20 protein-coding genes are annotated in these 23603 nt (G+C 65.9%); 9 read left to right on the forward strand and 11 right to left on the reverse strand.

Features of this window, described 5'->3' with window-relative positions; genetic code table 11:
• The first annotated feature begins 225 nt into the window (after positions 1 to 225).
• Genes gltB through AC4LGL_RS16015 form a run of 3 tightly spaced genes read left to right on the forward strand, consistent with a single transcriptional unit; the run spans position 226 to position 7622 of the window.
• Positions 226 to 4815: a glutamate synthase large subunit gene (gene gltB, locus AC4LGL_RS16005; RefSeq protein ID WP_491839709.1), complete on the forward strand. Its 4590-nt coding sequence runs from the start codon at positions 226 to 228 to the stop codon at positions 4813 to 4815.
• Positions 4808 to 6274, forward strand: coding sequence for a glutamate synthase subunit beta (locus tag AC4LGL_RS16010; protein ID WP_491839614.1), 1467 nt, complete (start codon positions 4808 to 4810; stop codon positions 6272 to 6274). The genes gltB and AC4LGL_RS16010 overlap by 8 nt, the downstream gene beginning before the upstream one ends.
• Positions 6275 to 6311: 37 nt before the next feature.
• Positions 6312 to 7622, forward strand: coding sequence for a glycosyltransferase 87 family protein (locus AC4LGL_RS16015; protein ID WP_491839615.1), 1311 nt, complete (start codon positions 6312 to 6314; stop codon positions 7620 to 7622).
• An 8-nt stretch (positions 7623 to 7630) separates the two neighbouring features.
• Here AC4LGL_RS16015 and AC4LGL_RS16020 read toward each other — a convergent pair whose 3' ends face one another.
• The 5 genes from AC4LGL_RS16020 to AC4LGL_RS16040 all read right to left on the reverse strand — a co-directional run bounded on the left by AC4LGL_RS16020 (position 7631) and on the right by AC4LGL_RS16040 (position 12439).
• Complete coding sequence (locus tag AC4LGL_RS16020) at positions 7631 to 8911, reverse strand: 9-bladed beta-propeller domain-containing protein (RefSeq protein ID WP_491839616.1); 1281 nt, start codon at positions 8909 to 8911, stop codon at positions 7631 to 7633.
• Between the two features lie 59 nt (positions 8912 to 8970).
• Entirely contained in the window at positions 8971 to 9459 is a 489-nt protein-coding gene (locus AC4LGL_RS16025; RefSeq protein WP_491839617.1) for a YbaB/EbfC family DNA-binding protein, read from the reverse strand.
• Positions 9460 to 9783, reverse strand: a complete 324-nt coding sequence (locus tag AC4LGL_RS16030) for an ESX-1 secretion-associated protein (protein WP_491839618.1) — start codon at positions 9781 to 9783, stop codon at positions 9460 to 9462. It lies immediately after the preceding gene.
• A 20-nt stretch (positions 9784 to 9803) separates the two neighbouring features.
• Positions 9804 to 11000 carry an EspA/EspE family type VII secretion system effector gene (locus tag AC4LGL_RS16035; RefSeq protein WP_491839619.1) on the reverse strand — a complete coding sequence of 399 codons (1197 nt, stop codon included), beginning with the start codon at positions 10998 to 11000 and terminating at the stop codon, positions 9804 to 9806.
• Positions 11001 to 11587: 587 nt separating this feature from the next.
• Positions 11588 to 12439: an LLM class F420-dependent oxidoreductase gene (locus AC4LGL_RS16040; RefSeq protein WP_491839620.1), complete on the reverse strand. Its 852-nt coding sequence runs from the start codon at positions 12437 to 12439 to the stop codon at positions 11588 to 11590.
• Between the two features lie 150 nt (positions 12440 to 12589).
• On the opposite strand from AC4LGL_RS16040, the gene AC4LGL_RS16045 reads away from it, so the two are divergent.
• Positions 12590 to 13936, forward strand: a complete 1347-nt coding sequence (locus AC4LGL_RS16045) for an NAD-dependent succinate-semialdehyde dehydrogenase (protein ID WP_491839621.1) — start codon at positions 12590 to 12592, stop codon at positions 13934 to 13936.
• On the opposite strand, the gene AC4LGL_RS16050 is transcribed toward AC4LGL_RS16045, so the two are convergent.
• The gene (locus tag AC4LGL_RS16050; RefSeq protein WP_491839622.1) at positions 13929 to 15545 is read right to left on the reverse strand and encodes a SulP family inorganic anion transporter; all 1617 of its coding nucleotides are present in this window, start codon (positions 15543 to 15545) and stop codon (positions 13929 to 13931) included. The genes AC4LGL_RS16045 and AC4LGL_RS16050 overlap by 8 nt on opposite strands.
• Before the next feature lie 103 nt (positions 15546 to 15648).
• Here AC4LGL_RS16050 and AC4LGL_RS16055 point away from each other — a divergent pair, with 103 nt between their 5' ends.
• Positions 15649 to 16026 (forward strand): thiol-disulfide oxidoreductase DCC family protein, encoded by a 378-nt coding sequence (locus tag AC4LGL_RS16055; RefSeq protein WP_491839623.1) that lies wholly within the window; start codon positions 15649 to 15651, stop codon positions 16024 to 16026.
• A 9-nt stretch (positions 16027 to 16035) separates the two neighbouring features.
• On the forward strand, positions 16036 to 17043 hold the full coding sequence (locus AC4LGL_RS16060) for a PHP domain-containing protein (RefSeq protein ID WP_491839624.1): 1008 nt from the start codon (positions 16036 to 16038) through the stop codon (positions 17041 to 17043).
• On the opposite strand, the gene AC4LGL_RS16065 is transcribed toward AC4LGL_RS16060, so the two are convergent.
• Both AC4LGL_RS16065 and AC4LGL_RS16070 read right to left on the reverse strand, forming a co-directional pair.
• Entirely contained in the window at positions 17032 to 17322 is a 291-nt protein-coding gene (locus AC4LGL_RS16065; RefSeq protein WP_491839710.1) for a YiaA/YiaB family inner membrane protein, read from the reverse strand. The two genes, AC4LGL_RS16060 and AC4LGL_RS16065, sit on opposite strands and share 12 nt — an antisense overlap.
• Before the next feature lie 48 nt (positions 17323 to 17370).
• Positions 17371 to 18000, reverse strand: coding sequence for a TetR/AcrR family transcriptional regulator (locus AC4LGL_RS16070; RefSeq protein WP_491839625.1), 630 nt, complete (start codon positions 17998 to 18000; stop codon positions 17371 to 17373).
• Between the two features lie 59 nt (positions 18001 to 18059).
• Between AC4LGL_RS16070 and AC4LGL_RS16075 the strand changes: the two genes are divergently transcribed.
• Both AC4LGL_RS16075 and AC4LGL_RS16080 read left to right on the forward strand, forming a co-directional pair.
• Entirely contained in the window at positions 18060 to 19220 is a 1161-nt protein-coding gene (locus AC4LGL_RS16075; protein ID WP_491839626.1) for an FAD-dependent oxidoreductase, read from the forward strand.
• Positions 19166 to 19597 (forward strand): hypothetical protein, encoded by a 432-nt coding sequence (locus AC4LGL_RS16080; RefSeq protein WP_491839627.1) that lies wholly within the window; start codon positions 19166 to 19168, stop codon positions 19595 to 19597. The genes AC4LGL_RS16075 and AC4LGL_RS16080 overlap by 55 nt, the downstream gene beginning before the upstream one ends.
• A 13-nt stretch (positions 19598 to 19610) precedes the next feature.
• Here AC4LGL_RS16080 and dinB read toward each other — a convergent pair whose 3' ends face one another.
• Positions 19611 to 20822: a DNA polymerase IV gene (gene dinB, locus AC4LGL_RS16085; protein ID WP_491839628.1), complete on the reverse strand. Its 1212-nt coding sequence runs from the start codon at positions 20820 to 20822 to the stop codon at positions 19611 to 19613.
• Positions 20823 to 20846: 24 nt separating this feature from the next.
• Entirely contained in the window at positions 20847 to 21488 is a 642-nt protein-coding gene (locus AC4LGL_RS16090; RefSeq protein WP_491839629.1) for a TetR/AcrR family transcriptional regulator, read from the reverse strand.
• Positions 21489 to 21567: 79 nt separating this feature from the next.
• Here AC4LGL_RS16090 and AC4LGL_RS16095 point away from each other — a divergent pair, with 79 nt between their 5' ends.
• Positions 21568 to 23037, forward strand: a complete 1470-nt coding sequence (locus AC4LGL_RS16095) for a flavin-containing monooxygenase (RefSeq protein WP_491839630.1) — start codon at positions 21568 to 21570, stop codon at positions 23035 to 23037.
• A 78-nt stretch (positions 23038 to 23115) separates the two neighbouring features.
• On the opposite strand, the gene rraA is transcribed toward AC4LGL_RS16095, so the two are convergent.
• On the reverse strand, positions 23116 to 23601 hold the full coding sequence (gene rraA / locus AC4LGL_RS16100) for a ribonuclease E activity regulator RraA (RefSeq protein ID WP_491839631.1): 486 nt from the start codon (positions 23599 to 23601) through the stop codon (positions 23116 to 23118).
• Positions 23602 to 23603 lie beyond the last annotated feature (2 nt).

The raw sequence follows: 23603 nt of genomic DNA on the forward strand, positions 1-23603 counted from the left end.
AAGGGCTGCACTGGAATTCGCTGGTTTTTCGATCGGTCGGCAAGCGCGTTCCAAAGCCGCCAAGCAAGTATAGTTAGGCTTGGCTAAGTTGGCATCTGCCACGGTAGTTGCCTTATCGTTTTCTCCACTTATGGCGTGTGGGACATAGCCGTCGTCCAGTGCTGCACGGAGGCGCCCACGCCGAGCCGGCTTCTTCGTAGAAGCGTGTTGAAGGGCAAGGTGGGAATGGCGCCCAGCAAGGTCGGGCTGTACAACCCCGCATATGAACACGATGCGTGTGGTGTGGCAATGGTGGCAGACATCCATGGTCGCCGCAGCCGGGACATCGTGGACAAGGCGATCACAGCACTGGTGAATCTGGAGCACCGCGGTGCCCAGGGCGCAGAACCGAACACCGGCGACGGCGCAGGCATCCTGCTGCAGGTCCCGGATTCGTTCCTGCGCGAGGTCTGCAAGGACCTGGGCTTCGAGCTCCCCGCAGAGGGCAGCTACGCCACCGGCATCGCCTTCCTGCCGCAGTCGTCGCGTGACGCGTCGACGGCAGCCGAGGCCGTGGAGAAGATCGTCGAGGCCGAGGGCCTGACGGTGCTCGGCTGGCGCGAGGTGCCGACCGACGACTCGTCGCTGGGCGCACTGGCGCGCGACGCCATGCCGACCTTCCGGCAGCTGTTCATCGGCGGCGCCTCCGGCATGGACCTGGAGCGCAAGGCCTACGTCGTGCGCAAGCGCGCCGAACACGAGTTGGGCACCAAGGGCCCGGGCCAAGACGGCCCCGGTCGCGAGACGGTGTACTTCCCGAGCCTGTCCGGTCAGACCTTCGTCTACAAGGGCATGCTGACCACGCCGCAGCTCAAGGCGTTCTACCTGGACCTGCAGGACGAGCGGATGACCAGCGCGCTGGGCATCGTGCACTCCCGCTTCTCCACCAACACGTTCCCGTCCTGGCCGCTGGCCCACCCGTTCCGGCGGATCGCTCACAACGGCGAGATCAACACCGTCACCGGTAACGAGAACTGGATGCGCGCCCGTGAGGCGCTGATCCGCACCGACGTGTTCGGCACCGACGGGCTCGACAAGATCGTGCCGGTCTGTACTCCCGGCGCATCGGACACCGCCCGTTTCGACGAGGTGCTCGAGCTGCTGCACCTCGGTGGCCGCAGCCTGCCGCACGCGGTGCTGATGATGATCCCCGAGGCGTGGGAACGCCACGAGTCGATGGATCCGGCGCGCCGTGCGTTCTACGAGTTCCACGACTCCTTGATGGAGCCCTGGGACGGACCGGCCTCGGTGTGCTTCACCGACGGCACCGTCATCGGCGCCGTGCTCGACCGCAACGGCCTGCGCCCCTCGCGCATCTGGGTGACCGACGACGGCCTCGTCGTCATGGCGTCCGAGGCCGGCGTGCTGCCGCTCGACCCGTCCACCGTCGTCAAGAAGCTGCGCCTGCAGCCCGGCCGGATGTTCCTGGTGGACACCGCCCAGGGCCGCATCGTCTCCGACGAGGAGATCAAGGCTCAGCTGGCCAGCGAGCAGCCCTACCAGGAGTGGATCGAGGCGGGCCTGTTTCCCCTCGACGAACTGCCGCCGGGTGACTACGTCCGGATGCCGCACCACCGCGTGGTGTTGCGCCAGCAGATCTTCGGCTACACCTACGAGGAGCTGAACCTGCTGGTCGCGCCGATGGCGCGCACCGGGGCCGAGGCATTGGGCTCGATGGGCACCGACACGCCGGTCGCCATCCTCTCGGCCCGGCCGCGGATGCTGTTCGACTACTTCCAGCAGCTGTTCGCGCAGGTCACCAACCCGCCGCTGGATGCCATCCGTGAAGAGGTGGTCACCAGCCTGCAGGGCGTGATCGGGCCCGAGGGCGATCTGCTCAACCCGGGTCCCGAATCGTGCCGTCAGATCGTGCTCTCGCAGCCGATCCTGCGCAACGCCGACCTGTCCAAGCTGATCTGCGTCGACCCCGACCACGAGGTCCGGGGCCACAAGCACGGCATGCGCGCCGCCGTGATCCGCTGCCTCTACCCGGTCAACCGGGGCGGCCAAGGCCTCAAAGAGGCGCTGGACAACGTCCGCGCCAAGGTGTCGGAGGCCATCCGCGAGGGTGCCCGCATCATCGTGCTGTCCGACCGCGAATCCAACGAGACCATGGCGCCGATCCCGTCGCTGCTGTCCGTGGCCGCGGTGCATCACCACCTGGTCCGCGAGCGCACCCGCACCAAGGTCGGCCTGGTGGTCGAGGCCGGTGACGCCCGCGAGGTGCACCACATGGCCATGCTGTGTGGCTTCGGTGCCGCCGCGGTCAACCCGTACATGGCCTTCGAGTCGATCGAGGACATGGTCGACCGGGGCGTGATCTCCGGAATCAACAGCGATAAGGCCAAGGCCAACTACGTCAAGGCCGCGGGCAAGGGCGTGCTCAAGGTGATGTCCAAGATGGGCATCTCCACCTTGGCCTCCTACACCGGTGCACAGCTGTTCCAGGCGATCGGCATCTCCCAGGGAGTGCTCGACCAGTACTTCACCGGGCTGAGCTGCCCGGTGGGCGGCATCGAGCTCGACGACATCGCCGCCGACGTCGCCACCCGCCACTCGCTGGCCTACCTTGACCGTCCCGACGAGCGCGCTCACCGCGAGCTCGAGGTCGGCGGCGAGTACCAGTGGCGCCGCGAGGGCGAGTACCACCTGTTCAACCCGGACACGGTGTTCAAGCTCCAGCATTCGACTCGCACCGGGCAGTACTCGATCTTCAAGGAGTACACCGCCCTGGTCGACGACCAGAGTGAGCGGATGGCCTCGCTTCGCGGTCTGCTGAAGTTCCGTGACGGTGTCCGCCAGCCGATCTCGATCGACGAGGTCGAGCCGGCCTCCGAGATCGTCAAGCGCTTCTCCACCGGTGCCATGAGCTACGGCTCGATCTCGGCCGAGGCACACGAGACGCTCGCCATCGCGATGAACCGCCTTGGTGGACGGTCGAACTCGGGTGAGGGCGGCGAGAGCGTGCACCGCTTCGAGCCGGAAGAGAACGGCGATTGGCGCCGTAGTGCCATCAAGCAGGTGGCCTCCGGCCGGTTCGGTGTCACCAGCCACTACCTGACCAACTGTTCTGACATCCAGATCAAGATGGCCCAGGGTGCGAAGCCTGGTGAGGGCGGCCAGCTTCCGGGGCACAAGGTGTACCCGTGGGTGGCCGAGGTGCGGCACTCGACCCCGGGCGTCGGCCTGATCTCGCCGCCGCCGCACCACGACATCTACTCGATCGAGGATCTGGCGCAGCTGATCCACGATCTGAAGAACGCCAACCCCAGTGCTCGCGTGCACGTGAAGCTGGTGTCCGAGAACGGCGTCGGAACCGTCGCCGCGGGTGTCTCCAAGGCCCACGCCGACGTGGTGCTGATCTCCGGCCACGACGGCGGGACCGGAGCGACTCCGCTCACCTCGATGAAGCACGCCGGTGCCCCATGGGAGCTGGGCCTGGCCGAGACGCAGCAGACCCTGCTGCTCAACGGCCTGCGCGACCGCATCGTGGTCCAGGTCGACGGTCAGCTCAAGACCGGCCGCGACGTCGTGGTCGCCGCACTGCTGGGTGCCGAGGAATTCGGTTTCGCCACAGCGCCGCTGGTGGTTTCGGGCTGCATCATGATGCGGGTCTGCCACCTCGACACCTGCCCGGTGGGTGTGGCCACCCAGAACCCGGTGCTGCGCGAGCGGTTCAACGGCAAGCCCGAATTCGTCGAGAACTTCTTCATGTTCATCGCCGAAGAAGTCCGGGAACTCATGGCGCAGTTGGGCTTCCGCACAGTCAACGAGATGGTCGGCCAGGTCGGCGCCCTGGACACCACCAAGGCCGCAGAGCACTGGAAGGCCCACAAGCTGGACCTGACGCCGGTGCTGTACGAGCCCGAGTCGGCGTTCATGAACCAGGACCTGTACTGCAGCTCGCGTCAGGACCACGGCCTGGACAAGGCACTGGATCAGCAGCTGATCACCCAGAGCCGGGATGCCCTGGACAAGGGCGCCCCGGTCCGATTCGCCGCCAAGATCACCAACGTCAACCGCACCGTGGGCACCATGCTCGGCCACGAGGTCACCAAGGCCTATGGCGGGCAGGGACTTCCGGACGGCACCATCGACATCACGTTCGACGGGTCGGCCGGCAACAGCTTCGGTGCGTTCGTGCCCAAGGGCATCACGCTGCGGGTCTACGGCGATGCCAACGACTATGTCGGCAAGGGTCTGTCGGGTGGCCGCATCGTGGTCCGCCCGGCCGACGAGGCACCGGCTGACTTCGCCGCCGAGGACAACATCATCGCCGGCAACGTGGTGCTCTTCGGCGCCACCAGCGGCGAGGCGTTCCTGCGCGGCCAGGTCGGCGAGCGGTTCGCGGTCCGTAACTCCGGCGCCCACGCGGTCGTCGAGGGTGTCGGCGACCACGGCTGCGAGTACATGACCGGCGGCAAGGTCGTCATCCTCGGACCCACCGGCCGCAACTTCGCGGCGGGCATGTCCGGCGGTGTCGCCTACGTCTACGACCCGGCCGGCGTGCTGGGCGAGAACCTGAACACCGAAATGGTGGAGCTGGAAGGCCTCGAAGATTCTGATGTCGAATGGCTTCAGGGAATTCTCACCGCCCATGTCGACGCAACTGATTCGGCTGTGGGACAACAGGTCCTGTCTGATTGGGATGACAAGTTGAAGCACTTTGTGAAGGTCATGCCGCGCGACTACAAGCGCGTGCTGGCCGCGATCGCCGAAGCCGAACAGGCCGGGGCCAATGTGGACGAGGCGATCATGGCGGCCGCCAATGGCTGATCCGCGCGGTTTCCTCAAGCACACCTCGAAAGAACTCCCGACCCGCCGGCCGGTTCCGCTGCGCCTGAAGGACTGGAAAGAGGTCTACGAGGACTTCTCCCACGACAAGCTGCAAGACCAGGCATCGCGATGCATGGACTGCGGTATCCCGTTCTGCCACAACGGTTGCCCGTTGGGGAACCTGATCCCCGAGTGGAACGACCTGGTCTACAAGGACCGGTGGCGCGACGCGATCGAGCGGCTGCACGCCACCAACAACTTCCCGGAGTTCACCGGGCGGTTGTGCCCCGCCCCGTGTGAGGCTTCCTGCGTCCTCGGCATCAACCAGGATCCGGTGACCATCAAGCAGGTCGAGGTCGAGATCATCGACAACGCCTTCGACCAGGGCTGGGTTGTTCCGAAGATGCCCGACGTGCAGACCGGCAAGAAGGTCGCCGTCGTCGGGTCCGGACCGGCCGGACTGGCCGCCGCCCAGCAGCTCACGCGGGCCGGCCACACCGTCACGGTGTTCGAGCGTGCCGACCGCATCGGCGGCCTGCTGCGCTACGGCATTCCCGAGTTCAAGATGGAAAAGCGCCACATCGACCGGCGTCTGGAGCAGATGGCGGCCGAAGGCACCCAGTTCCGGCCCGGTGTCAACGTCGGCGTCGACATCACCGTGGCCCAGCTGCGGCTGAACTACGACGCGGTCGTGCTGGCCGGCGGTGCCACCGCCTGGCGCGATCTGCCGATCCCCGGCCGCGAGCTCGACGGCATCCACCAGGCCATGGAATTCCTGCCCTGGGCCAACCGCGTTCAGCTCGGCGACGACGTCCTCGACGAGACCGGCCAGCCGCCGATCACCGCCAAGGACAAGCACGTCATCATCATCGGCGGTGGCGACACCGGCGCGGACTGCCTGGGCACCTCGCACCGTCAGGGCGCGGCCAGCATCCACCAGTTCGAGATCATGCCGCGTCCGCCCGAGACCCGCGCGGACTCGACCCCGTGGCCGACCTACCCGCTGATGTTCCGCGTCTCCTCGGCTCACGAAGAGGGCGGCGATCGCGTGTTCTCGGTCAACACCGAGGAATTCACCGGCGCCGACGGTCGCGTGACCGGCCTGCGCGCGCACGAGGTCAAGATGAACGCCGGCAAGTTCGAGAAGGTCGAAGGCACCGACTTCGAGCTCAAGGCCGATCTGGTGCTGCTCGCGATGGGCTTCGTCGGGCCGGAGAAGGAAGGCCTGCTGAACAAGCTCGGCGTCGAGCTGACCGACCGCGGCAACGTTTCCCGCGACGACAACTTCCAGACCACGGTGCCCGGCGTGTTCGTCGCCGGCGACATGGGTCGTGGACAGTCGCTGATCGTGTGGGCCATCGCCGAGGGCCGGGCCGCCGCCGCAGGTGTCGACCGCTACCTGATGGGCAAGACCGCCCTGCCGGTGGTGATCAAGCCGACGGCAGCGCCGCAGCGCTAGGTTTCCGCGGTTCGACTCGCCAACCGGGGGTGGAGAGGTGAGGCTGCGACGTCGCATCGTCTCAGGTGCGGTGCTGGTGGCTGTGCTGGCACTGGTGGTGCACAACCACCTGGTGCCGTTCGGGACGCATTTCTTCGGGTTGACCGGGAACAATTTCGACCTGGACACCTACCGCGCCGGCGTGCACGCTTCCTGGGACGGTAGGAGCCTCTACCAGGAACCGGCGCTGCGCGGCGCCTGGTTTGTCTACCCGCCGTTCGCGGCCTTCGTCCTCGCGCCGTTCGCCTGGCTCGGTTTCGACGTCGCCAAATACCTTCTGCTGGCACTCTCGGTCTGCTTGTTGGCGCTCATCGCATGGCGGATCCTGCGCCTGGCCGGCATCCGCGCCGATCTGCGGCTCGGCGTGATGAGCGCCGCGCTCGCGGTGATCGTCGTCGACGTCGAACCGGTGCAGGCCACCCTGTGGTGGGGACAGATCAACGTCCTACTCATGGCGATAGCGGTGCTCGACCTGCTGCGCCCGGAACAAGCCCGATGGCGGGGGATCGGGCTGGGGATCGCCGCGGGCATCAAGCTCACCCCGCTGGTGTTCCTCCCGTACCTGTTGCTCACCCGGCAGTGGCGGGCCTCGGCCACGGCCGGGATCACCTTTGTCGCAACGGCGGCGTTCACCTGGCCGCTGCTGCCGAAAGACAGCGCCTGGTTCTGGACTCACCTCGGCGACACCGCCCACATCAGCTCGATCGATCACCTGGCCAACCAGTCGATCAACGGATTTCTGGCCCGGTACTTCGCCCCGAACCCGCGGCCGGAATGGCTGTGGATCGTGGTGAGCCTGCTGGTACTCGCGGCGTGCATGGCCATCGCGGCGTGGGCGCACCGACGAGGCGAACGAGCACTGGCCGTGGTGCTGGTGGGTCTGACCGGTTGCGCGGTGTCGCCGTTCAGTTGGGCGGCGCACTGGGTGTGGTTCGCCCCCGCCATCTTCTGGCTCGTCGCGAAGGCGTGTACGACGCAGGGGCAGTGGGCCCGTGGCTGGGCGTACCGGGCTGCCGGGCTGCTCACGTTGACCTTCATGTGGACGCTGCACCGGCCCGGCCGCAATCACACCACCATGTACTTCAGCGGGGTGTACTGGAATTTCCTGGACCTGCGACGCTTCTGGACCGGCCAGCTCGCGAGCGGGTGGTACCCGTTGGTGTTTGGGTGCTTCGTGATCGCGGCGGTCAGTTGGCTGCGGCTGAGCACGCCGCCGGAGCCGGACGATCCCGACGAGATCGCCATGACTACGGACGACCTCGACGACTACCCACCGGAGTTCCTCGACGAGGAGCTGGCTCGGGCCTAGATGTACACCTAGCGCAGCGAATACAGTTCGGTGCCGTCGTCAGACAAGCGCACCAGGGTGTCGCCCAGGCGGGTGACCCGGCCGAGTGGTCCGTTCCTCGGGATCGACCACACTCGTTCACACTTGGTGAGATCCCAGGCATCGGCCAGCAGGTCGGACTTCGGATTGACCGGAGCGCGCACCGCCACTGTGCCGTCGGATCCGAGATAGCCTGTGCTCAAGTTGAATTCGCACGGCTTGCCCTTGTTGCCGGTCCGCATGTCATACGGGCGATAGAGGTCTTGCTGGGTAGTTTTGTCGGTCTCACTTACCCACAGCGTGGTGCCGATCAGTTGTACGGCGGCACCGGATGGGCGCAGTAGTTTTGCGCCTTGCGGTGTGTACACCGCGTAGCCATCGGATCCATTGACCGTGATCAAGTTGGCTGTCGTGCTGGCGAGGGTGCCCTCGAAACGTTTGTCGGTGGTGAGTTTCCCTGTCGTGTCGAAGAATTGGACGAAGCCAGGACCTGGTGCGTCGGCGAACTGACCAACTAATCCGCCCTCGAAGAACTTTGCATTGCGTGTTTCGGCGTCGCTGGGAAACTCCGGGACGATCACCCCGCCGTCCTTGAGGGAGAACATGGTGGCGCTACCTTCTGTGCCCGTGCCCTGAACTACGAGACCATCGTTGTGGGGACCGATGACGCCGTTCCCGGGAACAAACCACGTGGTCTCGGCCTCGGAGCCCACTCCGTAGATGCCCTGCTTCTCGGTGGCCGCGACCAGATAATTGCCAACCTGTGCGGCCTTGAGCTTCCCCGTTATCAAACGCACGTCGGTCGGGCCCGTGAACGTCAGTTCCCCGGTGCGCTGGTCGATCACCCACGCGGTGGCTCGGTAATAGTCGTCTGCGATGCACATGACCGAAGGTCCGTTGATGAAGCAGCTCGGTGCTGTGTCCGTCACGTTCAGCGCGACTGGGGGAAACAACCGGTGGCCGTCCGCGGCGTCAACTCCGGTCAGCCACCACTGTGGTGCGGGCCCAGGACTACTGGCGATGAGGTAGGCGCGAGACGTTCCCGTTCTGACGATGGGGCCGGGCAGGCTCGGGTCGTCGCCGATGGTGATTCTCGAATCCGGGGGCAACCCAAGTGTTGCGACGTCAATCTTCCACCCAGGAACCGGCTTTGTGTGCATCGACGGCAGGAAAGTCTGCTCCGGGGGCGTCCAGCGATGCCGCGCCAAGGCTTCAGCGCCGGCCGAGAACCACCACATGATGGCACCGATGACGATAATGACGACCGTCACGAGTGCTGCGACAACGAATGGCCAACGTGAACGTCGTTTGGCCGGGAGCGGTTGGGAAATCAGTCGTCTCCGTCATCTCGGTACCGGGTAGCGAAGATCTGAGCTTTCTCGGCGAGCACGGCTTCGGCCGACGGTAGCCCTGCATCGTGCTCCAGATGGTTGCGGATCGAGGTTCGATCGGCGCCCAATCGCTCCAGGACGCTCGAAAGAATCAGGTTCTGTCCAGCCAGGGCTTGTTGTGCAGCGAGCCTCGCAATCACGAGGATCTCGTCGGCGAGTTGGCTTTCCGTCATATCGACTACTCGCGGTGAGAGGTCGACATGTGCAGGCTGACCACTCGTCATCGCACTGACCGACACTGTCCCTGGGGGATTTGTCACGGTGAAATAGACTGCCAGGACAGCGTCGTCGTCAGCATCGGGAGTCGGCGTCTCTGCTGCAGAGTTGTCCTCGGGCGGCTCGATCAGGTTCGTGAAGTCGAGTGCATCGAGCGACGACTCGTCTTCGGGATAGCCGTCCCAGGCGTCGTCATCCCAGTTGTCACCCACTCAAACCCCGCATGTATTGATGTTCCCGCCTTCGGCGGAGTCGGTGTTGTCGTAGTTGGCGGCCGCGGTGGTCAACTTCTCGGCGAGTTCGGTGGAAACCTTCTCCATCTTTCCACCGGCCGTCCGACGGGCAGCCTCGACCGCAGCCACAGCGAGATTCGTTGCACCGCAAATGAGTCCGTGGGTATCTAGAACATTCCGTGCAGGGTCGACAATCGACCGATTGGCTCCCGTGATCAGGTCGACTGCCGTGTGTTGCTTCTCGGACAGGTGTCGGATGTGATCGGTGAGGACCGAGAGGTTCTTCTCGTAATCGGTTGGCATTGAGATTCTTTCGCGATAATTCAGGATCGGGCAGTGGGCACGGGGGTTGTGCTTTCGGCGCGAACATCTGGGGTGACGGGCGCGCGTTGGCCGGTATGAGCGGCAGGTGCAGCAGCTGCCGGCACCTTGGGCGGCGGGGCCGCGGGTGGTGGCCCCGCAGCCGCTGGAGCTTTTGGTGTCGCGGGTGGGGGAGTACTCGGCGTGGTCGGGCTCAAGGGCGCTGGATTCCCGTAAGGCGTAGCCGGTGGGCCGTAGACGATGGGATCCTCGGGACTCGGAACGGTGTATTTCGTTTCGGGTCGCGACCGTGTCGGGGCCTCGATCGGGCTGTAAGGGTCCTCCGGCAGCTTGTCCGCCAACCTGTCATAGCGGGGAAGCTCTTCCTCGGGATTCTTTGGCATCGAAAATACTTCGCACGCACCGTCGGGGTTGCCTGAGGTGTCTCGTGCTCCGTTTTCGTACCCGTCGAGCTGATCGCGGATGCGCCAGGCGTTCTCCAAGCTGTTCTTGAACAGGACGCCGATCGCGGAACCCGCAATTCCCGTTGCGGTGGCGGCGGCGGCGGTATCCAGCAGCATCTTGAGTGCGGCGCTGGGACCGGTGGCATTCATCGCCATGGTTGCGTAGTCATAGACCTTGAGCCAGTCGATCTGGTCGTCGAGGGTTTCTCGGATGCGACCCACCTGTCCGGCCTCGGTGTCGAGGATGTTTGCAACTTCGATGTCAGCGTTCTGTACCTCGAACGTGACGCGTCGATGCGATGCGTTCACCGCGTTGTAGACCTGGGAGGCGGTTCCATCCCACCGATCAGTATGTGGCTCCGCGGCGATGAGAGTTGCTACCGCTGTCGCGAGGCGCTCGCTCGAGCCGCGGAACTCATCGCCGTTAGTGGGGTTTCCTGATCCCGTCGTCAACTTCATGCCGTCGATCGCCATTTGCGCTAGCCATAGGATCTTGGACTCGGCCGGCACAAGACTCTTCATCGATTTGAATGCTGTCGGTAGTGGCCCAACCCCGAATCCGAGGCTTGTGAGGCCCTCGACGATGTCACCGGCGTCGTCCGCAAGCTTCAAGCCATCTTGAAGGGCGCCCCCCATATCCCTGTCGAGTATGTTGTCGACGAAACTCGCGCCGTCTTTGGCACCGTTTACGACACCACTGACGAGTTTGAGTGGGCCCTCGGCGAAATTGGTCAGACCATCGACGAAACCCAACATGACCCCCTATATCCCGCGAGAAGTCTAGCGGTGGGACGAGTGGCTCCCGCGCGGCAATTTTCGTGTTCGCGCGCCGGAGCCTCACCATCGACGGTCGTAACTAAGCCGAGTTTGAGAGATCTCTTAATTAACTGCTGTGTGCTGCATCACAGCGCATGGACGCCTTGGCCAGCGTCTAGATGTGACCTGTATCTCGGAAAGGTCCGATTTTGCCGCCTCAATCACCACATCAGTAACATCAGAAACATCTGATTTATGTGCGGCGTGCCTCGCGCTGTTTGCCGGATGCCGGGTATTTAATGACGTGGTGAGAGTGCTGCGGTAACGTAGAACTACGGGTACAGCAACCAGTAATTCGCAGGAGTGATCACCGTGTACATCAATCCGATCAGCCGGTCGCGGATGGGTCGTATTGCCTGGTCATTGTTCCGTCATCCGATGAAGAGCCGTGAATTCCCAGCTAAGAGCGAACGCCTGGTCACGGCCGACGAGCTACTTCGCTTCGGGGTTTGACGGGTATCCGTCTCGATAGCTGAACGCCCTCGAATCGACGCAAAAGCGCCGATCCGAGGGCGTAGCCGTATGCGTCAGGCGGTGAGCTGGCCCGAGTCCCTGATCGCCTCGGCCAACGGTTCCAGCACGGCCGGATCGTAGGGCGGCGGCAGGTAGATGATCGCCAGATCCAGGCCTTCGGCGCCCAGCGCTGCGGCCTCGTCGACCACCTTCGCGACATCGTGGTCCGCACCGAGGCGCACGTGCGCCGACAGGGTGATCTCCTTGGGGTCGCGGCCGAGATCGGCGCAGTGCGCAGCCAACACATCGCGCTTGCGGGCGAACTCCTCGGGCGGACCGCCGACGAAGTTCCAGTGATCGGCGTACTTCGCGGTGATGCGCAACGTTCGCTTCTCGCCACTGCCGCCGATGCAGAACGGCGGATGCGGCTGCTGCGGGCCCTTGGGCTCGTTGCGGGCATCCTTGAGTTGGTAGTACTTGCCGTCGAACGTCGTCGTGTCCTGTGTCAGCAGTCCTTTCAGAACCTCGCAGGCCTCCTCGAACCGGTCGAAGCGTTCCTTGATCGAGCCCAACTCAATTCCGTAGGCACCCGATTCCTCCTCGTTCCAGCCGGCGCCGATGCCGAGCTCGAGGCGACCGTTGGAGACGATGTCGAGTGCTGACGCCATATTCGCCAGCACGGCGGGATGGCGGTAGTGGATACCGGTGACGAGCACGCCGACGCGCAACCGCTCAGTGGCCTGGGCCAGCGCGGTCAGCGTCGTCCAGCCTTCGAGGCAGGGGCCGGACGAGTCGGAGAAGATCGGATAGAAGTGGTCGAACGTCCAGCCGGATTCGAAGACGTCGATCGTGTCGGCCGCTTTCCAGATGGCAAGCATGTCGGCCCAGGTCGTGTTCTGCGGGGATGTTTTGAAGGCGAAGCGCACGCCTTCAGAAACTAGTCCCGTCGCGGCATTCATTCCGGGCGAACCGGTCCGTGCTGATTCCGTATCTTCGGTGCCATTTTGACGCCGCAATCGGTAGTCTCGGGCAGGGAAATATGCGGAATCACGCGATCAGACCATCTGGGAGTAGACATGAGCGAGTACGCAGTCACCGATCCGGCGACCGCAAAGGTGGTCGCCACCTACCCGACCTCGACCGACGCCGAGATCCAGGCCGCAATCGAAGCTGCCGCCAAGACCGGCCGCACCTGGGCACGTACCACCACGGTGGCCGAGCGGGCAGCACTCATCGGTAAGGTCGCCGCCCTGCACGAGCAGCGTCGCGAGCAGCTTGCCGACGTCATCGTCCGAGAGATGGGCAAGCCGCGCGACCAGGCCCTGGGCGAGGTCGACTTCAGCGCCGCCATCTACCAGTACTACGCCGACAACGCCGAAAAGTTCCTCGCCGACGAGACGATCACCCTGCTCGAGGGCGAGGGCAACGCGGTGGTCAAGCGGGGCCCGGTCGGTGTGCTGCTCGGGATCATGCCGTGGAACTACCCCTACTACCAGGTCGCCCGCTTCGCCGGTCCAAACCTGATCGTGGGCAACACAATTCTGCTCAAGCACGCTCCGCAGTGCCCCGAGTCCGCCGAACTGCTGCAGCTGATCTTCCTGGAGGCCGGGCTCCCGCAAGGCGCCTACGTCGACATCCGTGCCACCAACGACCAGGTCGCCGAGATCATCGCCGACCCCCGGGTGGCCGCGGTGTCGCTGACGGGTTCCGAGCGGGCGGGTGCGGCAGTGGCCGAGATCGCCGGCCGCAACCTCAAGAAGTGCGTGCTGGAACTCGGCGGGTCCGACCCGTTCATCCTGCTGTCCACCGATGATCTCGACGCGACGGTGGAAGCCGCCGTCGAGGGGCGGATGGAGAACACCGGGCAGGCCTGCAACGCCGCCAAGCGGTTCATCGTCGCGGAGGAAATCTACGACGACTTCCTGACCAAGTTCACCGACAAGCTGCTGGCGGCCGCCGACGGGATCGCCCCGCTCTCTTCGGAACTGGCCGCCGAACGGCTCGAGCAACAGGTCAAGGCCGCCGTCGCGCAGGGCGCCGAGCTCAAGTCGGCAGGTGAGCGCCGCGGCGCGTTCTATCCGCCGGCCGTGCTCACCGGAGTCACCGTGGACAACGACGCCTACCGTCAGGAGCTCTTCGGCCCGGTGGCCGTGGTGTACAAGGCAGGTTCGGAAGACGAGGCCGTCGAGATCGCCAACGACACCCCGTTCGGGCTGGGTTCCTACGTCTTCACCACCGACGCCGATCAGGCCGCGCGGGTGGCCGACCGGATCGACGCGGGCATGGTGTTCGTCAACGCGGTCGGCGCCGAAGGGGCCGAGCTGCCGTTCGGCGGCATCAAGCGGTCCGGTTTCGGCCGCGAGCTCGGAAGGTTCGGCATGGACGAGTTCGTGAACAAGAAGCTGATCCGCACGGTCACCTAGCGCTGACGTGCGTTCGCGCATGTGCGATCGCGTCGTCCAGCGAATCGAGCAGGTGGTTCTCGTGCCGTAGTGATTCGAACACGCCGACGTTGGCCAACAACTCGGCGTGTTCGGGTCGGACACCCTTGATGATCACCGTGATTCCGCGCGACTCCAGTTCGGTGGCGATCTCCGCGAGGGTGTGGGCTCCGGTGGCGTCGAGCATGCCGAGTTGCGACATCCGGATGATGACGACGGACGTGTGTGGATGTTCGGCGTCGACGATCGCGCTCGAAATGCGTTCGGCGGCACCGAAGAACATCGCACCGTCGAGCCGCAGCAGCGCGATCTCGTCGTCGCCGGGCAGGTGCGGACCGGGAAGTTCCTCTCGAACCACGCTGCTGCGCCGCGCCACGGAACGCAACGCGAAGAAAGCGGCGACGACGATGCCGATCTCGACCGCCTCGATCAGGTCGAAGCACACGGTCACCACGGCGGTGAGCACGAAAGTCAATGCATCGGATCGGGTGGAGCGCATAATCTTTCGCACCGTGCCCGCCGAGATCATCCGGAACGACGTCACCATCAGCACTCCGGCCAGCGCGGCGAGCGGAATGGTCGAGACCGGTCCGGTTGCCAGGTAGACCACGCCGAGCAGTACCAGCGAGTGCACGATCGCCGCGACGCGGGTTCGGGCGCCGGCCCGGACGTTGACCGCGGTGCGCGCGATCGCGCCCGTCGCGGGCATGCCGCCGAAAACGCCCGATGTCACTGACGCCAAACCCTGCCCGACCAACTCGCGGTCGGGGTCGTACGGTCCGGTCGGTGACATGGTGGCTGCAACCCGCGCCGAGAGCAGCGATTCGATGGCCGACAGCGCGGCGATGGCCAGCGCCGCGCCGAGCAGGGTCCGCAAGGCGCCCAGATCAGCGTTGGGGAGCACCGGCGCGGGCAGATGCGACGGCAGCTCACCGATCGCCGCCACCGGGATGTGGAGGAGGCTGACCAGCACGGTGACCACGATGACCGCGGTCAGGGATTCGGGAAGGGCGCGGTGCAGGCGGGGGAGCGCGACCATCAGGAGCGCGACAACCCCAACCACCCCAAGGGTTTTCGCCGCGGCTGTCCAGTCCGCCTGGGCGATCACCGTGATCGCGGCCGGCAGCGTGCGCTCACCGGCGGGCGCCTGCTGGGCGAATGCGGCGGGGACCTGCTGCAGGAAGATGATCATCGCGATGCCCAGGGTGAACCCCTCGATCACCGGCCACGGGATGAACGTCACCGCCCGGCCCAGTCCGGTGACGCCGGCGGCCAGCACCACCAGCCCCGCCACCACCGTCACCAGCGCGATGCTGCCGAGTCCGTGTTGCGCGACGATCGGCGCGAGGACCACCGCCATCGCTCCCGTCGGGCCGGACACCTGCACGTGCGAACCGCCGAATACGGCCGCGACCAGGCCCGCCACCACTGCCGTGACCAACCCGGCGGCGGCTCCCACACCCGAGCTGATCCCGAAAGCCAACGCCAACGGCAGGGCCACTACGCCGACGGTCACCCCGGCGAGGACGTCGCGGCGCCACGACCGCGGCAGTTCGGTGTAGTCGCCGCGATTGGGCAGTAGCCGAGACATGGCAGGACCTGACGAATTGATGGATTGAGGAATTTCTTAATCCACTGTAGGGCTGCCGGTCATACGGCGCAAATGCCCGTCCCGATGCGGGCACACTGGAGGTATGAACGGCGTCCTGTACTTCGACGGCAACTGCGGCATGTGTACCCGCAGCGTGAACGCTCTGACGAGCCGGCAGCGCACCGGCGATCTGCGGACCGCGCCATTCCAGGCCGCCGGCACCGCTGACCGGCTCGGCGTGCCGGCCGATCAGATGCTCGAAGCGGCGTGGTGGCAGGACTGCTCGGGCGAGGTGTACCGCGGCGCCGAAGCCATCAACGCCGCCGTCTCGGCCGGGTTCGGCACCCGGATCCCGTTGCACGTGTATCGGATGCCGGGGGTACGTCAACTGCAGAACGCGGTCTACCGCTGGGTCGCCACACATCGCTACCGGTTCCCGGGCACCACGCCGCACTGCGCGGCACGGCCGGGCGACTGCTGAGCAGTGCCCATGGACCCGGTGACCGCACTACGCCAGATCGCGTACTACAAGGATCGCGCCCGGGAGGACCCGCGGCGAGTGATGGCCTACCGCAATGCCGCCGATACCGTCGAGGCGCTGTCCGATGCCCAACGGGAACGCCTCGGCGCGACGAACGGTTGGCAGTCGTTGCCGGGGGTGGGGCCCAAGACCGCCAAGGTGATCGCGCAGGCCTGGTCCGGCCGGGAGCCCGACACTCTCGTCGAATTACGTGAGGCGGCTGTCGATTTCGGGGGCGGCGACATTCGGGCCGCACTCCGGGGAGACCTGCACGTGCACTCCAACTGGTCGGACGGATCCGCCCCGATCGAGGAGATGATGCTGGCCGCCCGCGACCTCGGACACGAGTACTGCGCGCTGACCGACCACTCTCCCCGGCTCAAGATCGCCAACGGGCTGTCCCCGGACCGGCTGCGCGAGCAGCTCGAAGTCATCGAGGAGCTACGCGAGGTTGTGGCCCCGCTGCGGATCCTGACCGGGATCGAAGTCGACATCCTCGAAGACGGATCGCTGGACCAGGAGCCTGAACTGCTGGAACGCCTGGATGTGGTGGTAGCCAGCGTGCACTCCAAACTGGCGATGGACTCCACGGCCATGACCCGACGCATGATCAAGGCCGTCTCGAATCCGCACACAGATGTGCTGGGGCACTGCACCGGACGCCTGGTCACCGGGGGACGCGGCATGCGGCCCGAGTCGAAATTCGATGCCGAGAAAGTCTTCACCGCCTGCCTCGAGCACGGCACGGCCGTCGAGATCAATTCCCGTCCCGAGCGGCGCGACCCGCCGACCCGGCTGCTCACGATGGCACTGGAGATCGGCTGCCTGTTCAGCATCGACACCGATTCCCATGCGCCCGGTCAGCTCGACTTCCTCGGCTACGGGGCCCAGCGGGCCCTCGATGCGGAGGTGCCGATCGAGCGCATCGTCAACACCTGGCCGGTCGACAAGCTTCTGGAGTGGACCTCAGGAGGCTGAGGTGAACGGATTGTGTTCGGCGATCAGCTTTTCCATCCTGGCCTCGTCGAGCCGGACCCGGACGGTGGTGGCTTCCTGCTGATCGCGGATGACCTTGGCCAGGGTGAACGAGCTCGTCACGAGGAACAGGACCGTCATCGCCAGGAACAGGCGCTGCCACAGATCCAGGGGCAGGAACAGGACCCCGCCGAGCAGACCCAGAAAACTGGCCCCGAAAGCGATGGCGGCCTGGAGGAAGAATGCGGCGGTGACCCTGGATGAGTCGTTGAGTGCGTTCATGTTTCGCAGCTTGTCGTAGTCCGGCGTGCTGCGGATGGGGGACATTACTCAGATTTCATGCTCAGTTCGCTGCCACGGCCGCAGCGCGATCTCGGTGGCCCGCCGTAAGGCCAGGGCGCGGGCCTTACGGCCTGGGGGTACGCCGGTGTCGACCATGGCCTGGACGGCGCCGGTCACCGCGCCAACGAAGGCCCCGACGATGGCACCCGCACCGATGGCGTCGAGCTCGTCCGCGTACGCCGTCTGCAAGTGCTGCGCGATCTCCCGCTGGGCGTCGAGTTGGTACTGCAGTGCTCGTCCCCGGATTGCCGGAATGGTCTGCACCAGCCGGAACCGCAGCGCACCCTGCTCGTCGGCGAAGTCGTGGCCACCGTCGATCACCGAGCCGAGGGCACGCAGCAGCACGTCGGCCGGACGATCCTCGGACCCGCGCTCGGCAATGGCGTCGATAGCCGCCTGCACCCGGGCGTCGGCACCGGGCAACAGCACGTCGTCCTTGCTGGCGAAATAGCTAAAGAACGTGCGCGGTGCGATATCGGCCGCCGCGGCGATATCGGCCACCGTCGTGCCGTCGTATCCGTTGGCGGCGAACAGCTTCAGCGCGGCGTCGACGATGGCGACACGGGTGCGCTCGCGCTTGCGCTCCCGTAGCGAGGCGGCAGCGGTATCGGAGGGCATGCATCGAGTGTATAACTGCAGTAAGTGCAATATTGCATTGACTGCAGAAAGGCGCTGAGATGAGGACGGTGCTCATCGTGGGAGCGGGGGTGGCCGGATCTACCGCGGCGTACTGGCTGGCTCGATCGGGAATGGCGGTCACCGTCGTGGAACGCGCCGGTGGTGACCGGTCCAGCGGCAGCCCCGTCGACGTGCGGGGTGCCGCCTATGGCGTCGCGGAACGGATGGGCGTGCTGCCCGCGCTCAGGTCCGCGGCAACCCGGGCCACCGGGATCAGTGCGGTGGACCGCCAAAGCCGGCGGATCGGGTGGGCACCGATGCAATGGGGAGACGGGATCGAGATTCCCCGCAGCGACCTGGCCGCGATCCTGGCCGATGCCGGTCGCAACGCCGCCGAGTTCCGCTACGACGACACGGTCACCGCGTTCGACCAGAATGCAGCCGGTGTCGAGGTCAGCTTCGAGCGTGCGAAGCCACAGCGGTTCGATCTGGTGGTCGGCGCCGATGGATTGCACTCGCGGGTAAGGGAACTGGCGTTCGGTGGCGGGCTCATCGAACATCTCGGACTGTACGTCGCCACCGTGGACCTGGCCGACGAGGTCGAAGGCGACACCGTCCTGATGTACAACGAGCCCGGACGGATGGCGGCGGTGCACCCGGCGACCGGTCGTGGGATCGCCGCGTTCATCTTCCGCCACCCGGCGCTGCCGGGCTTCGACCATCGCGACTCGTCGGCGCACAGAGACGTCGTCGCCCGCACTTACGCCGGCATGGGGTGGCGGGTACCCGACCTGCTGCGGCAGGTGCGGGAGGCCCCCGACATCTATTTCGACTCGGTCAGTCGTGTCCGTATGGACACCTGGTCGTGCGGGCGGATCGTTCTGCTCGGTGACGCGGCCTCGTGCGTATCGCTGCTCGGGGACGGATCGAGCCTGGCAATCGCCGGAGCGGCAACACTTTCCGAGTGCGTGGCCGCCTACCGGGGCGATCCCGCGAAGGCGCTGCGCGAATACGAACGCCGACACCGGCGCGTCGTGATGCCGAGGCAACGCTGGATGGGGCCAGGTTCCCGGGTGATCGTGCCGGCCAGTGCTGCCGGCGTGCTGGCACGCAATACCGCACTGCGGGTGACCGGCGGTATTCGACAGGCTCGTAAACTCACGCGATGCACGCGGAACTCGGCATCGACACCGTCATCACCCTGCTCGCCGCCGGCCTGATCTTCCTGCTGGCCCTGGTGCTCGGGGTGTGGAAGTACCGGCAGATGGCCACCAGCGAGAACCACCTGGCCCACCCGTACGTCGACATCGCCCACCGGGCCGCGCTGCTGTACTCCTTCGCGACGCTGCTGGTCGCCGTCTTCGTCGAACTCAGCGCCTGGCCCACGTGGGTGAACCTCACCGCAGCCATGGTGCTCGTGCTGTTCTTCGTCGTCGCCATCGCCGCCTACATCGAGCACGGCGCCAAACGCGACACCACCAACCAGTTCGAGAAGCCCACCGCATCACTGCACGCCGGGATGATCGCCCTCATCGCCGGCGAGATCGGCGGATTCGCCGTGCTGCTCGCGGGATTCGTTGCCGGACAATTCTTTTAGTACGCGCAATCTCCTAGTAGGGCAGCGTCGGCATCTCCAGACCGGGATCACGTCCGACCAGCACGCCGCGGGTCAGCAGCGCGTTGCCGAACCGCTGCCGCACCTCATCGATGGCGCCGTCGATCGCCACCGGATCGGGTTCCGAGTCGAAGGGCAGTTCCAACTGCTGGCTGCCCTGGTGGTCGATATTGGACACCGCGAACCCGATCAGGGTCAGCCCCCGCTCGGCGATCACCGGAGCCGCGGCTGTCACCAGCGCGCGGGCCGCGGCCAGGATCGCGTCGGTCGAGGCGGTGGCCCGGGGCAGGGTGTGCGACCGGGTGGCCCGGCCGAAATCGTCGAAGCGCAAACGCAATACGACGGTGCGTCCGGTACGGCCTGCCCCGCGCATCCGGCGGGTGATCCGGTCGACCAGGTTGACCACCACGATGTCCACCTCCGCGGAGGACATCGTGTTGCCGCGCCGGCCCAGGGCGCGTTGGGCGCCGACCGAACTTCGCCGGACTCCCGTCGTCACCCGGCGTCGATCGATGTTGCGCGACAACGCATACAGCTGTCGCGCCATCGCGCCGCCCACCATGGGACGAAGGGCCGACTCGGGCAGCTCGGCCACATCGGCGACCGTTTCGATCCCATGGGCGTGCAGCTTCTCGGCGGTCTTGGCGCCCACACCCCACAACCGGCGCACCGGCAGCGGATGCAGGAACGCCAACTCGCGATCGGGCGGGACCAACAGCAGACCATCGGGCTTGGCCACCTGACTGGCCACCTTCGCCAGGAACTTCGTCCGCGCGATGCCGACGGTGATGGGCAGGCCCACCTGCTCGCTCACCTGCTCGCGCAGCCGTCGGGCGATCTCCACCGGAGTGCCCGACACCCGGCCCAACCCGGACACGTCGAGAAACGCCTCGTCCACCGACAGCGGCTCCACCACGGGCGTCGTGTCGTGGAAGACCTCGAACACGTGCGCGCTGGCCTCCGAATATGCCGACATCCGAGGCGGCACGACGACGGCCTGCGGGCACAGCGCCCGGGCCTGACCACCGCTCATCGCCGTGCGGACCCCGAACGCCTTCGCCTCGTAACTGGCCGCCAGCACCACACCGCCGCCGACGATCACCGGGCGGCCACGCAGCGCTGGATCGTCGCGCTGTTCGACCGACGCGTAGAACGAGTCGAGATCAGCGTGCAGAATGCTCGCCGACGCAGTTTCCGACACGAACATATGTTCGCATAGCCGGCGGACGGGTCAGAGAGCCTCGCCGTAGATGCTGGTCAGCCAGATGTGGGCGAGGGTGTCGACCACCTTGTCGTAGTCGACCGCGGGTTGTTCGGCGCTCAGGGCCGCCATCATGGTCCGCTCGTTCATCAGGTTGAGCGACGTCGCGAGGTCCATGGCCGGAATGGTCTCCGGGGCGGCGCCGCGTTGGCGTTCGGCGGTGATCAGGGCAGCGGTCAGGGCGATCCACTTCTGCATGAGCCCCGACCAGAGTGCGCGGAACTCCGGGCTGCTGTTGAGCGCCTCGGTGCCGGCGCGGGCCGTGGCCGGATCCGATCCGAACGAGCTGAAGAAGATCTCGATGCCGCGGCGGACCGCCCGCTTAGGGTCGGCGGGCATGGCCTCCAGCGCGCTGTCGAAACCGGTGTCCGCGCGCTTGATCAGCGGATCGAGCAGCGACAACACGACCGCTTCCTTCGACGGGAAGTAGAAGTAGAACGTCGGCCGCGAGATCCCGGCGCCTTTGGCCAGGTCATCGACCGATATGTCGGCGAACTTCTTGGTCTCCAGCAGCCGCCTGGCAGTCGCGAGAATCGCCGCTTCGCGGTCGTCGCCCGACGGGCGGGTGGCACGGCGGCCGCGCGGGGCGCGCGTCGTGCTGGAGCTGGTCACAATCAAGCAGCCTAACACTGCGTTGAGTTTCTCAACACACTGTTGACCGACTCAACACGGTGTTGATACCGTCGGTCCCATGACCGAACATTTCGATGTTGTGATCGTCGGTGCCGGCATCTCCGGCATCAGCACGGCCTGGCACCTGCAGGACCGTTGCCCCACCAAGAGCTACGTGATCCTCGAGCGCCGCGAGAACATCGGCGGCACCTGGGACCTGTTCAAGTACCCGGGCATCCGCTCCGACTCGGACATGTTCACCCTCGGGTTCCGGTTCAAGCCGTGGGAGTCGGCCAAGTCCATCGCCGACGGACAGTCGATCTGGGACTACATCAACGAGGCGGCCGACGAGAACGGCATCAGGAACCACATCCGCACCGGCCACCGCGTGCTCTCGGTGGACTGGTCCGACGCCGACAACCGCTGGACCGTCGACGTCGACCACAACGGCGAAGCCAAGCAGATCACCGCGTCGTTCCTGTCGGTGTGCAGCGGCTACTACAACTACGACGAGGGCTACTCGCCTGAGTTCCCCGGGTCCGCGGACTTCAAGGGACAGATCGTCCACCCGCAGCACTGGCCCGAGGATCTCGACTACACGGGCAAGAACGTCGTGGTGATCGGGTCGGGCGCCACCGCCATCACACTCATCCCGTCGCTGGTCAGCGGCGGAGTCGGACACGTCACGATGCTGCAGCGTTCACCCACCTACGTCGGATCCCTGCCGCTGGTCGACCCGGTGGCCGTGAAGACCAACAAGTACCTGCCCAAGAACCTGGCGCACTTCGTCAACCGGTGGAAGCAGATCGGGTACAGCACCGGCCAGTACCAGGTCGCTCGCCGTTTCCCGTCGGTCTTCAAGCAGTTCCTGCGCAAGATGGGGACCCGCCGCCTGCCCGAGGGCTTCGACTACGACAAGCACTTCAGCCCGAGCTACGCCCCCTGGGACGAGCGAGTCTGCCTGGCCCCCAACGGAGATCTGTTCAAGGCCATCCGGTCCGGTAAGGCCGGCGTCGTCACCGACACCATCGAGACCTTCACCGAAACCGGCATCAAGCTGAGCTCCGGTGAGGAGCTGCAGGCCGACATCATCGTCACCGCGACCGGCCTGAACATGCAGCTGTTCGGCGGCGCGGTGGCCCACCGCAACGGCGAGCCGATCGACCTGACCAGGTCCATGACCTACAAGGGCCTCATGCTCTCGGGCGTGCCGAACATGGCCATCACGTTCGGGTACACCAACGCGTCCTGGACGCTGAAGGCCGACCTGGTGTCCGAGTTCATCTGCCGCGTCCTGAACTACATGGACGCCAACGGTTTTGACCGGGTCGAGCCGCAGCACCCCGGCGACAGCGTCGACGAGCTGCCGTTCATGGACTTCACCCCGGGCTACTTCCGGCGGGCCATGGACTCCCTGCCCAAGTCGGGCTCGGAAGCGCCGTGGAAGCTCAAGCAGAACTACTTCTTCGACATGCGGACCATCCGGTACGGCAAGGTCGACGAAGAGGCGCTGATGTTCACCAAACACCGTGCCGCTGTGACGGTTTAGCGCGGCGATGAACGAGAAAAGCCCCCACCGCGAGGTGGGGGCCTTTTTCGCGTAGGTCTTAGGGAGCGACGACGTGGCCTACTTGTCGTCTCCGACGACGACGATGCCGTCCTCGTCGGCGTAGGCGATCTCGCCCGGCGCGAACGTCACCCCGCCGAAGCTGACCTCGACGTCGCGCTCACCCTCGCCGGTCTTGGTGCCCTTGCGCGGGTTGGTGCCCAGCGCCTTGATCCCGACATCAATGGTGCGCAGCGCGGCGGCATCGCGTACCGCGCCGTGCACGATCACCCCGGACCAGCCGTTGTCGGCGGCCAACCCGGCGATGATGTCGCCGACCAGCGCGGTGTGCACCGACCCGTCGCCGTCGACCACAAGCACGCCGCCGTTACCCGGGGTGGACAGGATCGACTTCAGCAGGGCGTTGTCCTGGAAGCAGCGCACCGTGGTGATCGGCCCGGCGAACATGGTCCTGCCGCCGTAGTTCTGCAACTGCAGATCGCAGCTACGGACGTCGGGGTAGATCTCGTCGACCAGATCAGCGGTGGCGCGCGGTTCGATACTCACCC

Source organism: Mycolicibacterium arcueilense (genome assembly GCF_058536225.1).